The sequence below is a fragment of the Shewanella sp. A22 genome (assembly GCF_053850585.1).
On the sequence record NZ_JBSQBN010000026.1, the window covers coordinates 1 to 13,357 of the forward strand.

Consider the following 13,357-nt stretch of genomic DNA (forward strand, 5'->3'; position numbering starts at 1 on the left):
AGATACTGGAGGTAGAGTAACGCAGGAGCTTGTTACCGAGGATCACTATTCGCTTCAATCATCTGCCTTGCCTACAGCACTTTGAGCTCCCGCTGAAAGATCACATATTTAATAGGATTGGTATTACACATTCTGTTGTAAACATGAATGCGATAGCCCACAAAAAATGCCGCTGATATCAGCGGCATTTTTTTGTGTGTCCAACCACCTTAAAAATAAGTGACATCTTTAACGCGTTTGGGGCGATTTTGTTGTTCGTACAATTGCCAAACTTGTTTAAAATCAAGCGCAAGTTCAGTTACATAAAACTCGCCAGCAGGGTAAGTTTTAACCACTTTAGCGCCGCGAATAATGCCACTCACACTTGATTTCACCTTGTCGTCAGTTAATAACCACTCGTTAACGTCGCTATTTGCTGAAATCTTTTGGCCGTAAACTTGTTCAGCTAATTCACGATAAGCGGCAATTTTTGACGCTTGCATCGCCATTAAAATGCGATGTGATGGTTCTTTACTGGGCTGGGTTGCTAAAGGCGCATAACCAATTGCAGTAATTGTCGGGAACGAGGCCGGAGCTTCGGTTTCCCACTGAACATACTTGTCTTTGCTTACACATCCGCTTAGCACCAACAACATAATTAATATCAATGGTTTCATAGCTTATCTCCTAATACGGTGTAACGGCTGTCGCCTGGTTTTTCGTGGCGAAACAGTAAGCCATCACGCGACTCAATTATTTCAGAAGGGCGTAAATAACCCGACAAGCTTGATGCCGTAACAAATGATTGCACCGCAGAAAGAACTCGATTATTGGTCACATTAACCACTCGGCCATTAAACACAATCCCTTCAGGTGTTAGGGTCATCGTTGACACCAATACATGTGACACAGGCAAGTCAGACGGCAATAACTCCCAGTTGCGGCTCAACATAAACTCGCCTTGCTCTGTTGCGCGTAGACTCGTCGCCACATTTAAATCAACTAAATTAAATTCATGGGCGTGAAACGCTGCCAGTAATCCTTGTTGTAGCTGTAAAGCTAACTCGTTTGTAGTATTCAAATTACTGGCCATTACTGGCGTAGCTATCAGTAACGGTTGGTCTGGGCGTAAGGCATCATTTTGTAACACTAATTCATTAACAAGTTTTTCTGCCCAAACATTCACTTGGCCTTTTGGTGATAAACCAGCTGATTGAATATCATACATTAGCTTATTGTGATAAACCTCGTTTTCATCGGCAATTTTGACCAATTTACCGTTGTTAGTAAAAGCGAGATTACTGGCTGCATTAGGCGTTTGGGTGCAAGCCGTTAACGATAACGACATAAGCATGACCGTGGGGATAAAAAGCCTGTTAATCATAATAATTCCTCTAACAAGTAATGCGGCAAGTCTTGGTATAAATGAGTTATTTAGCCACCTTATGTATCAATAACTAAGCTTGATAACAGTTCAATCACTAAGGCCAACATCTTACGCTTTATTCTTTCGTTCCTTTATATCGGCAAATACATGAGAAGCTTTACTATAATAGAGCCTCATTTAAGAAATTAATGTGAAAATTTTTATAGGCACAATTTTTGCTTAATATAAAAACAGAGTAAGCTTAATTTAGCTAATTAAGCCAAATTGACGTTTTTTTGACATTAGGACATCGTATGTGGATCCGACATAGCCTTACTAACCGATCTAATCCTTGCCATAATCTTGCTGCATTAGCCATGCTATGTTTGAGTGGCTTGTTGATGACAATGGCGGTATCTGCTGAACAAATTGAAGTCACCGGTAAGGCCAAAATTGTTAATGGCGATATCGATAAAGCCCGAGAGGATGCCATAAGCCAAGCATTAAATTATGCCAGCTTAAAAGCGGGAGTTAATTTTTCCAGTGAGCAACAAGTTAATCAAGGCCGGCTGACACAAGACACCTTTCAAATTCAGCGAATGGGATCGGCTAGTAACGTTGAACTAATGAGTGAGATGATCAGTCAACATACCATTACAGTGGTATTACAACTTGAACTCAGTGAACAAGCGCCAAATGCGCAATGTAAAAGCCAGTCACTTAAAGCCGCCATTATGTTGCCACAAGCCTATTTACAAGAACGTGCTCAACTGCGTTATGGGCAACTGGCAAACTTTGAACAACGGATCACCGAACATTTAGGCAAAATAATCAACGCGCAGTCGCGATACAGTTTTGCACGATTACACGCAGATGAAAAAATTGATAACACCAATCAATTAGTCAATTTTAAAGGCTATCGTATCCCCAGTTGGCTAGGCGAAATCACTGACAGCCAATATTTACTGCAACCTGAAATTATTGATATTTCAACAGAACCTCCACAAAGCAGCTACTTAGGTTTGGTCGATGATGACCCTATCAGGCAGTTTATTGTTAAATTAACTCTTTACCATGGCATTAGCGGCGAGGTTGTTTGGTCTGAATCATTTGCCACTTCAGCACCTTGGGAATTTGAAAGGCAAGAAGTGGTATCACCTGCTAATCAACGCTTTTGGCGATCGTCTTATGGGCAAGCCATCAGTGATATTTTACAACAAAGCGTTATGTCACTGGATCAGCAGCTAAATTGTCGTCCATTATTGGGCCAAATTGTGGCAAGGCAAGGCGACCGTATTATCATCAATTTGGGCCGTAAAAATGGCGTTAAAATGGGCGATAAATTCCAAATTGTATTACAAAAAAATATCCCAGACAGATTTAATGCTATGCGTGCCATTGCCACAAAAAGCCGCGCCAATGTTGTGATAGAACAAGTGACAGAAGACAGCTCAACGGCAATATTTGACGGCATCGACAGTGCTGACAATATTCAAGTGAACGACATTGCGATAAAAAATTAGTTGATTAGAAGTAGGTGATTAAAAGTAGGGTAATGGCTTGGTGGCTAAAAACTGGATTCTTAAACAATCGGCAAAAAATATCGTTAAAGCACATGTTGGTTAACCGGTAGATGAATAAGCGCTTGGAGATCAAGCCTGAGTGATTGGTTTTTAAGGATCAATTGTTTATTTAGCTATGTACGTTAGCTGTTGTATTGGTGATTAAGTTAACAATTAAGCATTAGTTGGTTATTAATCAAGCAATTAAATTTAAAAGGTTTAATTCAATTATAAACTCAGTATAATCATAGGGTCTCTCTATAGCTCAACAGGATAGAGCAGCCGCCTCCTAAGCGGCCGATCGGGGTTCGAGTCCCTGTGGGGAGACCATATTTAGAGTAAGTTGTTTTAAATCAGCGCCTTATGTTCATACTTGGTAATTCAACCACCTATAAACCACCTTGAGAGTCATTAGAATAAATTTGGTGATTTATTTTGATATTTCTAATGGTGCTTAAACCTTGCCCCAACCTTGACTCGACCTAGCATAGACTTATCATAAAATTAGCTATCGTCGTGAACTGCTTGCTTTACGTTATTTGTGTGTATTTCATAGTGAGTTCTTAGTGTTTAAATGGTTTTTACAGCCCCTAAAGATTGGAATTTGAGTTTGAATGTCTAGTTTTGTCAGTTTTTAGTTAAATAACCTCACCATAACCTACCTAATAACGCCCTAAGATTTGTTTGATTTGGTAGGGGATTATTACTTCATTTTTCAGCTAACAATTTTACTTTTTCATTAGTCCAGCGTTCGGCATAACCTTCTGAACTAAGAATTCCATTTCTTTCTAAGTCGTCCATCTCTGAGCACATCAGCCAACTAAGATTAACGGGCTTATCTCTTTTAAATACCTTTCGTTCTTGGTAGCGTCCATCAAGAAACTCTACAACCTGATTTCTATTGGTAAAGCCTGCTAAAGTATCATTGCATAACAGCAGTTGAATAATTGAAGTGTTAGGCTTCTCAGGTATGGTTACATTGCTGACACACTTTGCCCATTGACTTGCTATGTCATAAAAATTAAAAACCATATCATCAGGTTCAATATCTAGGTCTTTAGCTATCAATTCTTTTAAGTGATTCTTATAGAAAACTTCGGCATCATTTTCAAATGATGTTGTAGTTAAAACTTTATTATTAATAGCTTTGCTATCCACTTCATTATTGGGTGACTCTGGTGTCATACCTGCCATGACATCTATGTCACTCCTAGGCATGACATCTATGTCACCCCTCAAAATTGCTAATGTGTTTGTGGTCGGTAATAGCTTTCTGCTTGTCCCATTAGTTGATTTTGACTTGTTCACATAAAGCCACCCTGAACACTCAAGTTCTTTTATATATCGCTGTATTTGTCGAACACCTTTCCCCATTTTCTTAGCAAGGTAAGCATTGGAAGCGTGAAAGTCCCTTTTCGCTTTAAAGTAGGAAATTGCTGTGCTGACAAGCCACACATGATTCATTTCAAGTCCGTTTTGAATTACTGCTTGCTCTATTGATTCTGGTAGCCATGAGCCTTTTTCTTTTTTACTTTCTTTCATATAAGAGATACTCTTAAGAAATGGATAGTGGCTTAGTCGCCAAACTTGTACCGCTATCCATAGTTTTATGTAAAGGCTTTGAGCTTACTCCTCAGAGCCTTTTTGCTTTTCAAAGTTGTCATCATTTGCCGCTTGTTCATTTATTCGATTAATAAGCCAGTTAAGACCGCGCCACTTGATAGCTTTCTTTAGTTCTCGGTCAAGTCTTACCGTTTTCTTAGCGTAAAAATATGACTTTTCAGCCGCTATTTGTTCATCCCTGCAATGGTAATAACGGTCTATTTCGATTTTTGGAATAAACCAAGTCGTATCATTAGCTGATTGGTCGCATTCCCAAGGGATATAGGACTTTCTTAATTCGTCCATAACTCTACTTTGCTGCTCCCCAAAGCTAAAAAAACTGATTTGTTCTGCCGTTAATCGCTCACCATTAAGTAAGCGTTTTAGTACCATTGATGTGCCGTATTTTCTATTGCTCATGATGTAACCTCGATTGTTGATTGACTTTAATATGTCGTTTGTTTCACTCGTTAAAGTGGTTGATAGGTGGCTAGATTTAACCTGATAAAATTAATAGCAATTTATTCAGGCAGTTTGATGCCATGTGTTATCCCTATAAGAGATAAAACTAAGCGGTTTTGGTTTGGGTTCTGCTATCTAAGAAGTTGTTTAAGTCATTCAGTCTGTAACGCACTAAACGACCAACTTTTATGAAAGGGATTTGATAGCGCCCAGTAGAGCGCCATACCATCATGGTGCCCTCTGTAACGCCCAAATAAGCTGCTGCTTCGGAATTGTTTAGTAGATTTTGATTTTGCATGATATTCACCAGTTAAGTTTGATTTATTCTGGTAAGTATTACACTTTAGTTTATGTCGAATAAGTGGTGAAAAAGTAAATATCTCCGCATACTTATTCCCCCCCTTGTTGATTTGTCTCAATCCAATGTTTTCTCATACTTTGCAGCATTTCATCCAATTCGGGAGAGTCATATATTTTACTGTCCGTATTTAACAGATCTTCTTTAGTTAATCTAAGCGCTGATGCTACCTTTTTAACTCGGTACCTAATAGTACTGGGCGTTAAGCCAAATTCTCTCCCCGCAGCCTTGATTCCATTAGCTCTTGCAAATAGTAGAATTGACACAGACTCGTGAAGGCTGACTGATGGTCTTTTATTTGGTTTTTTTTCAGGTTTGCAGCTTTTAAAAGCTTTCGTTATAGGGTTACATTCACTATGCATCATTGATCGAACAAACAGCTTTGCTATAACCTCCTCACATGTTGAGCTCTTTTCATCTGACCACTTCATAAGAAGTGAATGCAGGTTCAATGCAAGTTTCATTTCATCACTTGATGCGGGTTCATTTTTTGATCCCCTACTTATGATGAAATCAGCTAACAATCTACATTTTTCTTCATCCATTCTAAAAGCCTCCTAGCAGTTCTTTTCGTTGTTCTGGTGTAAGTGCCTTTAACTGTTCTTTTAAGGTGTCTATCGTTGCTGGTGGCTCATTTCTGATATGTTCAAGACCAGCACGAACCTGACTTAAATCATGATGAGCATAAGTGCGCTGTGTAATCGCTATTGAGCTATGACCAAGTGCCTTTTGAATGATTGCTAACTCAATGCCTGATCTCGCCATTCTGGTGGCGGTAGAACGCCTTAAATCATGAAAGGTGAGGCGTTGTGCTTTGTTGTCGGAATATAGCCCTGCACGCTTTGTTACGCGCCTCCAAAACGAACCTTGCCCCGTTTTCTCTGTCACATAACCTAATTTGCTACGCTTGTTTGGAAAAACAAACTTCTCGCCTTGTTCCGCTTGGCTGCTTCTTCTTTGTAGTATTTGCATAGCCTCTGGAATTAACGGGACGACTAAGCCTTTTTTTGATTTAGCTTTGCTTGCAGGTATTGCCCATATACGTTGCTGTGGGTCAACTTCGTCCCACTGCATAGATAGAACACAATTCTTTCGCTGACCAGTCATCAAAGCGATTAACACAATGTCTTTGTATATCTCTGGTTCATCATCAAGTGCCACCAGCAATCTAGTTTCTTCATCTGCTGTTAGGACTCGCTCTCTTGGTTGTTCTGCAAATTTTTTGGCAACAGCAAAGTGATTATCAGATATAAGACCTTCTTTTTTTGCGAAGTTAAAAATAGATTTGATTTGAGTTAAGCATTTATTACTGACGGCAGGGGTCTTTGCTGTTTTAAGGTCAGCAATGATTTTTCGCGCTTCATCGTTGGTTAGCTCTCGAACATCTTTCTTTTTGAATAGCGGGTTAGTGTGAAGCTTAAAGATTGACTCAGCATCTTCTAATGATTTTGGTCTACGTTCGCCAGCTTTAATTCTGACATTAAAATCAGCTTTATAGACCATGAATAGATCAGCAAAGGTGAAACTGCTTAGCCTACGGGCTTTCTTTGCAGCCTTTTGGGTATTAGGGTTTACGCCTTTTCGCATTAGCTCGAGGTTATCTAAAGCGGCAGTGCGCGCCTTTTCAACGGTCATTGATTCGAAGCTACCAAGGCTTACCGTGACCTTCTTACCTTCAAACTTTTTAATCAGCTTAAAAAATTGACCACCTTTTGAAGTGGTTTGAAAGCATAATTCTTTTATTTCGGAATCACTGCACCATACCGCAACACCTTTGTTTATAAGGGCTTCAATGCTTTTCTTAGTAAATTTTACTCGTTCCATTTAACCACCCCATAAACCACCTATAGACCACCCGAGAGATAAATAAAGGGTCATTTTGGTAGATATTCATTAAGGTTATCATAGCACCTGAAACGGCTTAAAGTCTTGCTGTATATAGATTTAGTAAGGTTTGTTAAGATAGGTCTATTAGTTAGGCTTATCCCCTGTGGGGAGACCATAACACCTATTTTAACCATAAAAATCAAACACTTAATAAAATCGTCAAAAGTTGTGCCGCCTATGTGCCGCCTCTGGAAACCACTTTTTTGGGATTTTTTTTCGAGCATTCTTCAAAACTCCGCTTTTCGATAGTTTGAACCCGATCATGGACATTTAAGCGTATTTCCAATAGTTTTCTATTAAAGCTAAAACATGGAAGTATTGTGTAATGAATCTCAAGAAAGATACTAACCTACAAACTAAACCTCAAAAGTCTGAAGTCGATAATCAGTTAGAAGAACTTCTAACCGAAATGCCTGAAGCGCTGAAGTTGCAAATGGTTAATATTTTAAATTCGTCAGAACATGCTAATCAAAATCTGAAAGCCGATTTTTTAGCCAGCTTGCAGTCATTCGACATGCTCACTCAAAAAGATTCAACCGTTAGACCTTTGCTTCCTGAAGGCACTGATGAAGAGTCTTTAGCCAAAGCACTTTCGAAAGTTGATGATAGTCAGTCAATACTTGAGACTGAGCAGCTTGAAGGTGCAGAGATATTTACATCATTATTTGAGTCAATAGCTGCAGAGCCATGTGATGATATTAATGAGATCAGACGATTTGCCAATGCTGCCAACTTACATGAAGCGTTTGGTGAAGAAAAAGGTAGTGAAGCTCTCACATTCCTAAATGCGATCCCACAAGACAGTGCAGAGCTTATTCATGGTGCCATAGCTTGTCAGATGGCTGGTATGCCCAAGCAAGCCAATTTGTTGTTTCAAATATTTGCTAAACGTCAATTTGTTGATGCTAATGAAGGGTATCAATCGCTTCAAACGGAGGTAACAAAACATAAAGGGGCGATTGAAGCTGCTAGCCAACATTCAAAGAGAGGACAACTTACTCGTCATGCCAAAAACAATCTTAGGCGTGAGTTTGCTTTGAATTTATACCGAATAAAGCCATTCAAAAATGCAAAGCAATCAGCTGAAAGATATTTTCCACAAGTTAATGAATATGCAAAAGAAATTGAACATCAATTCACAAGCGAATATCAAGGTGTACAAACTATTCATCGATGGTATCTAGATGAGAATAAAAAACAATCTATCTAGTTTTAAATCTGTTCAGGTGCGTTTGTTCTTGCTTCTATTCGAACTTTATTGTAATTTCTTTTTAGGCGCCCGCCTCACTTACATGCGAGTGAAAAAAGGCACTAAAAACGAAAGTTTAAATACAATCTGTTTACATCTTTATACTTAAATTGACTTGGTTGAGAAGCCTCGCCTTAATCGCATGTGGTAATGCTTAAATGCAACTCGCACTCAACCGCGGAGTTAATTTATGAACATGCTTTCATCTTACGTTTTCAACGTATCTTCACAAATAAAAAATATACCTAACTGCACTGTATCAAGAGCTCAGATATTCGAGTTAACAGCTGCTTTTCTTGGTGAAAAATCTCATGCTGCATTGAAGAAAACCTCACTAAATAAATCGATAGAGCTAGCAAGAAATGACCTGCAAGCGGCATTTATTAGATGCCAAGAAAGAGCTATCTCTTTTAATCAGACGACAAAGGTTGCTCAACAACTAAGCAAATTGATAAGTGATCAACTAGTCCCTTTGTTAGAAAAATCTTCGGTATTAATTAACCAGCAGGCTCTTCATTATTTGACTGTTTATGAAAGTGATTGGTCTATGGATTACTTAGACGATGACGAGTTAGAGGAAGTTACTTCTGATACCACTGAAGCATTTCTTTTTAAGGGATTTGAAGTTGATATAAAAAATCTTTATAACCAGCTCCAGCAAGCCTCAAATGATGGCGATAAAGAATCTACGTTATTGCTATTTATTTGGTTGTTAGATGATTTATCTGCTGTGTCTAGTCGTGAGGGTAGTCAACATTGGTATGAGCAAAGCTTAAAAGGCCAAAAATTAGCTGGTATTCAAAAGGAATGGGCTGATAACTATGCAAAACAAATAGAGCCAGCTCAAGCATTTAAATTATTTATGGATAAGACTGATATTTCTGATTTAGCTTTTCCAAATATAGATCACTGTATTGAGTCTGGTGATTGTGAGCTTATTCGAGACTCAATCTGTTATAACTTTGACGCTGATGAAATGTTGCATTTAATAAGCAATTATTGGGGCGAGGACTACGATGATGATTTTAATCTAGAACCCTTCAATCAATGGTTAAATTTATCTGCATTGCAACGCCCTCAAAGAGATTTAATCGCTGAATTTATTGAAAGAAACGAAAACTTCATAGATCAACATTCTTGGGCTAGGTTTGCGAAAGCAAATGAAATTGATGTTACAGAAGATGATCACTATGCGATCAATATGGATACAGGTGAACGTTGGGAAGAAGATTATGGGCCCATCGGTGTTGGTGGTTATAGTGGAGTTCATCTACCTAGACTACCTCCAGAATATGAGGCTCAAGTCGAAGCCAGAACCCAAAAAATGCTTGAACTCAGTAAAAAAATTCAAAAACTAGTCTAAATATAAAAGGTGTTTCTCACCCTGAGAAACACCTTTTTGACCCTCACAAGCGCATACTTCAAAAGCTTCCAATCATATTATCCACTTCGACATACACAATCTAATCGGAGTTAATATGAATATACTACTCACCCCTGCGGAAGTGGCGAGATACTTAGGCGTGACAATAGGCACTCTTTCTGTGTGGCGTTGTACTGGCCGTTATCCTCTCTGTTTTATCAAAGTTGGTCGTCGTGTGATGTACCGCCAAAGCGATGTTGAAAACTTCGTTAACGGGAGGGTATATGAGCACACTGTATAGCTTTTTAGCGGGAATCTTTGTTTGCTTGTTATTAAATATAAGTAGCAATCTTAAAAGTACTGCTGAATCACCTCGTGAACCTAACAAGCACATTATTCTGTTATGGCAACATGAAGCCTGTGAATCGAGCCTGTACCCGTTAACGGAACATGTACCCGTTAACGAGTCCATTGATGACAATTCTGACAGTATAGAAGTGAACCCGTTACATAACGTAACGGCTTCAGATAGTGAAGGAGGCAAGTAATGGCCGCCTTTACTAATGAACAAGTCACATTCATTGAGTGGTTATCGCAAGATAACCACATCGAGGTCTGTATTGAGATATGTCCCGACCTAGGCAAGATGATCGGTTATGACTCATATACAGGTCATTTTCAAAAACGAACATTACTTAAGTTAAAGGCTAATGGCTTTTTAAGCGAAAGTACCTGTTATATAGCAGGCTTAAGATGGCAACGTTGCTCGTTAAATCAACGTGGGTTTGAGTGGCTAAAGCAGCATGGAGTGCAATCTCATGACTAGAGTAGAACTTGATAATGCTAACTTCATAGTTAAGCGGTTATATGGCTTACCACAAATTCACAAAAATTCGCTTATGCATCGTTACAAACGTTTCTCTAATCACAAAGAAGCAAATCTGTACCTGTTGCGGACAACTACAGCAATCAGCAAAGTATTAGGTCACAGCAGTAGCCGAATGAGTTGTGTTAGTGTTGATGACCGTGATTTTAAGGCAATGTCTAATCACCATGCTCGACAATGTGTAAAAATTGCATCACGGATTAACTCACAAAGTTTGTTCAAAACTTACTCTGCAATATTGCGTTATGTTATTTGCTACCAAATACAGCCGCACCCGTTAACGGATACCGTATTAAATAATCTTGAGCATGATTGCTTGACCGATGAAGAGTATTCAAAAGTCATGGGAGTGATTCGTCGTGCTTGTGATGAGTCATGGTGGAAGCCAAAACTAAGAAGGCTTCACAATCGGCAAATCGAAACTATTTCACGTTTATTAAATCAAGTGAATAAACATCGTGGTATTTATGCCAGTAACATTACCGTTGAGAATTTTATGTCGCAATGGAAAAGTAGTCGTGAATTACTGGAGAATACCTTAGCCACCAATGAGCTTGATTACAGTGTTAGCCTTGCTGAATTATCAGATCTTAATGTGTCTAATCCTAAAATCCGTAAAGCTGAACTGATGGTTCGCATTCGTGGCTTTGAAGATTACGCCACAAAGCATGGCTATTCAGCTGTATTTCTAACAATGACAACACCGTCTAAATATCATCGTTGCTTTGCCAAATCGGGTGCCGAAAACCCTAAATGGCAAGGCGCCACACCACTAGATGCTCAAGACTATTTAAATCGTACATTTCAGCGTATTAGAGCATCACTTAATCGTGACAAAATTACCCCATTTGGTTTTAGGGTAGCAGAGCCTCACCATGACGGCACACCCCATTGGCATTTATTGTTATTTGTTGAAAATGAGCAGCAACAACAATTAGTCGAAACCTTTCAAGAATATTGCCTACAAGAAGATGGTGACGAACAAGGTGCAAAAGAACGCCGTTTTAAGGTTGAATACATCGATCCTAATAAAGGTTCTGCAACGGGATATATTGCCAAGTATGTAGCCAAAGGAATTGATGGTGAAGGGATTGATCATGACCTTTACGGAACGGAATCTGTTACCGCGGCAACACGTATTCGTGTTTGGGCTTCATGTTGGGGTATTCGTCAATTTCAGCAAATTGGAGGGGTAGGGGTAACACCTTGGCGCGAATTAAGACGGTTAAGTAAAATAACTGATGAAAGCCTAGAGTGGGTGGAAGAAATTAGACAAGCCGCTGATGACTCCGATTGGGGGCGTTACACTGAACTCATGGGTGGCGTTTTTTGTAAGCGTGATGATCAGCTAATTAGATTGCTATACCAATATAAAAAGCAAAGCAATATCAGATTCGACAACCAAAATTTCGGCAATCCCTATGTCGATACTAAGGGTGTAGGGCATCAGCCTACATTTTGTAGTTTTAGCGCAGCAGGAAAAAATGCGGGGGATGCTACGAATGCAGCGGGAATCAGTACTCAATCAATTTCAGGAAATCCTGAAATAATCCGAGATTCTAATTCTGGAATTTTCGGGAATTCCCGCAATCAAGCAGAAGCTCGTAATTACAAATCTAATCGCTATGGTGATGAGTTTGTCGTGCAGTTAAAAGGCATTGTGGCTTTGGGCTTTGAAATCGTCACTAGGGTACATGAGTGGACGTTAAGCTATTCACAAGCTAATGGTAAAATTGAGCTTAATCGCTCTAACTTGGAGTTCTGTCAATAACTGTACAACCACAGTTGTGGAATACGAAAAATTTCCAAACATGGTAACGATTAACCTCTAACCCAATATTTATTGAAATAATTAATATTAATAACCAGATTCATTTAAGAACCTCTCTGCACCATCAGCGAGATACCATCTGATAATGGAAAAGAAAGGGGCGTTATAATTGCCCATTTCATTTTTACTTAAGAAAGTACATGCTAGATCATAAAGTCTTTCATCTATGGGGATTTTTTCGTCATACAAATTTAGCTGATGATTTAATTTTTCTATTACAGCACTTCTAAAACTATTTAGAGATTTTGAATCTAAACTTAATAAAGTTATTGTATCTTTTGCTTTTAGTGCTAACGGACCTATATCTTTATGTTCCTTTGCCGAAATGCTCCCGTTTTCATCAAAATAAAATAAGGCTGGTGACTTTGGAATATCTGTTAGTGGGTTTAGTAGCTTGTCAGTCCAGTCATGGTTTTTTTTATTAATATCACAATGAACATCTGGTTTTGTATATCTAGTCCCTTTTTCAACAATAAAATTTACATCTCCACCATGACAACAGCCAAATAGATTTTCCCAATGAAGTGAATAGTTAATCCCATCTGTTTTCTTTGATAAGTGATTAGCTGGGTTATCAGGATAAAAGTGCTCTACCCTAAAGTCATTATTTGCCTTTCCTTCACCAAGCTTTAAGTCTATCTCACAATATACGCAGAGCCCGCCTTGTTCGTGGATTAAGCTTTCTCTGACAGTTTTAACACCATCACTTCCTGAGTTTTTGTAGAAACCAGACTTCCAGTCATCTTTAGGGTTGTTTTCTCTATAAATTCTTAGTATTTCAGGTTCGTCTGACTTAATTATCTTTTTCACTT

At 38.8% G+C, this 13,357-nt stretch carries 15 protein-coding genes and 1 tRNA gene; 8 read left to right on the plus strand and 8 right to left on the minus strand.

The features are described from left to right. Positions 1–209 precede the first annotated feature (209 nt). A complete protein-coding gene (locus ACWXWT_RS06830) occupies positions 210–656 on the minus strand; it encodes an LPP20 family lipoprotein (protein ID WP_456040870.1) in 447 nt (148 codons plus the stop codon). Then, positions 653–1,363 (minus strand): FlgO family outer membrane protein, encoded by a 711-nt coding sequence (locus tag ACWXWT_RS06835; RefSeq protein ID WP_456040871.1) that lies wholly within the window; start codon positions 1,361–1,363, stop codon positions 653–655. The genes ACWXWT_RS06830 and ACWXWT_RS06835 overlap by 4 nt, the downstream gene beginning before the upstream one ends. Before the next feature lie 296 nt (positions 1,364–1,659). On the opposite strand from ACWXWT_RS06835, the gene ACWXWT_RS06840 reads away from it, so the two are divergent. Next, entirely contained in the window at positions 1,660–2,868 is a 1,209-nt protein-coding gene (locus tag ACWXWT_RS06840) for a flagellar assembly protein FlgT (protein ID WP_456040872.1), read from the plus strand. Between the two features lie 293 nt (positions 2,869–3,161). Then, positions 3,162–3,237: transfer RNA gene (locus ACWXWT_RS06845), tRNA-Arg, on the plus strand. Positions 3,238–3,615: 378 nt separating this feature from the next. Here the strand turns inward: ACWXWT_RS06845 and ACWXWT_RS06850 are convergent. The 5 genes from ACWXWT_RS06850 to ACWXWT_RS06870 all read right to left on the minus strand — a co-directional run bounded on the left by ACWXWT_RS06850 (position 3,616) and on the right by ACWXWT_RS06870 (position 7,153). Next, the gene (locus ACWXWT_RS06850; RefSeq protein WP_456040873.1) at positions 3,616–4,449 is read right to left on the minus strand and encodes a helix-turn-helix domain-containing protein; all 834 of its coding nucleotides are present in this window, start codon (positions 4,447–4,449) and stop codon (positions 3,616–3,618) included. A gap of 84 nt (positions 4,450–4,533) precedes the next feature. Then, on the minus strand, positions 4,534–4,929 hold the full coding sequence (locus ACWXWT_RS06855) for a hypothetical protein (protein ID WP_456040874.1): 396 nt from the start codon (positions 4,927–4,929) through the stop codon (positions 4,534–4,536). Between the two features lie 148 nt (positions 4,930–5,077). Next, a complete protein-coding gene (locus ACWXWT_RS06860) occupies positions 5,078–5,269 on the minus strand; it encodes a helix-turn-helix domain-containing protein (protein WP_456040875.1) in 192 nt (63 codons plus the stop codon). A 92-nt stretch (positions 5,270–5,361) separates the two neighbouring features. Then, positions 5,362–5,874 carry a hypothetical protein gene (locus tag ACWXWT_RS06865; RefSeq protein ID WP_456040876.1) on the minus strand — a complete coding sequence of 171 codons (513 nt, stop codon included), beginning with the start codon at positions 5,872–5,874 and terminating at the stop codon, positions 5,362–5,364. Position 5,875: 1 nt separating this feature from the next. Then, the gene (locus ACWXWT_RS06870) at positions 5,876–7,153 is read right to left on the minus strand and encodes a tyrosine-type recombinase/integrase (protein WP_456040877.1); all 1,278 of its coding nucleotides are present in this window, start codon (positions 7,151–7,153) and stop codon (positions 5,876–5,878) included. Between the two features lie 388 nt (positions 7,154–7,541). Between ACWXWT_RS06870 and ACWXWT_RS06875 the strand changes: the two genes are divergently transcribed. The 6 genes from ACWXWT_RS06875 to ACWXWT_RS06900 all read left to right on the plus strand — a co-directional run bounded on the left by ACWXWT_RS06875 (position 7,542) and on the right by ACWXWT_RS06900 (position 12,485). After that, positions 7,542–8,426 (plus strand): hypothetical protein, encoded by an 885-nt coding sequence (locus ACWXWT_RS06875; RefSeq protein WP_456040878.1) that lies wholly within the window; start codon positions 7,542–7,544, stop codon positions 8,424–8,426. Between the two features lie 229 nt (positions 8,427–8,655). Beyond that, on the plus strand, positions 8,656–9,828 hold the full coding sequence (locus tag ACWXWT_RS06880; protein WP_456040879.1) for a hypothetical protein: 1,173 nt from the start codon (positions 8,656–8,658) through the stop codon (positions 9,826–9,828). Between the two features lie 115 nt (positions 9,829–9,943). Next, on the plus strand, positions 9,944–10,129 hold the full coding sequence (locus tag ACWXWT_RS06885; protein WP_456040880.1) for a helix-turn-helix domain-containing protein: 186 nt from the start codon (positions 9,944–9,946) through the stop codon (positions 10,127–10,129). Next, the gene (locus tag ACWXWT_RS06890; protein WP_456040881.1) at positions 10,113–10,376 is read left to right on the plus strand and encodes a hypothetical protein; all 264 of its coding nucleotides are present in this window, start codon (positions 10,113–10,115) and stop codon (positions 10,374–10,376) included. Before ACWXWT_RS06885 ends, ACWXWT_RS06890 begins: the two co-directional genes overlap by 17 nt. Continuing rightward, positions 10,376–10,654, plus strand: a complete 279-nt coding sequence (locus ACWXWT_RS06895; RefSeq protein WP_456040882.1) for a hypothetical protein — start codon at positions 10,376–10,378, stop codon at positions 10,652–10,654. The genes ACWXWT_RS06890 and ACWXWT_RS06895 overlap by 1 nt, the downstream gene beginning before the upstream one ends. Then, complete coding sequence (locus ACWXWT_RS06900; RefSeq protein WP_456040883.1) at positions 10,647–12,485, plus strand: replication endonuclease; 1,839 nt, start codon at positions 10,647–10,649, stop codon at positions 12,483–12,485. Before ACWXWT_RS06895 ends, ACWXWT_RS06900 begins: the two co-directional genes overlap by 8 nt. An 87-nt stretch (positions 12,486–12,572) precedes the next feature. On the opposite strand, the gene ptuB is transcribed toward ACWXWT_RS06900, so the two are convergent. Then, positions 12,573–13,355 carry a retron Ec78 anti-phage system effector HNH endonuclease PtuB gene (ptuB, locus tag ACWXWT_RS06905; protein WP_456040884.1) on the minus strand — a complete coding sequence of 261 codons (783 nt, stop codon included), beginning with the start codon at positions 13,353–13,355 and terminating at the stop codon, positions 12,573–12,575. Positions 13,356–13,357: the final 2 nt, after the last annotated feature.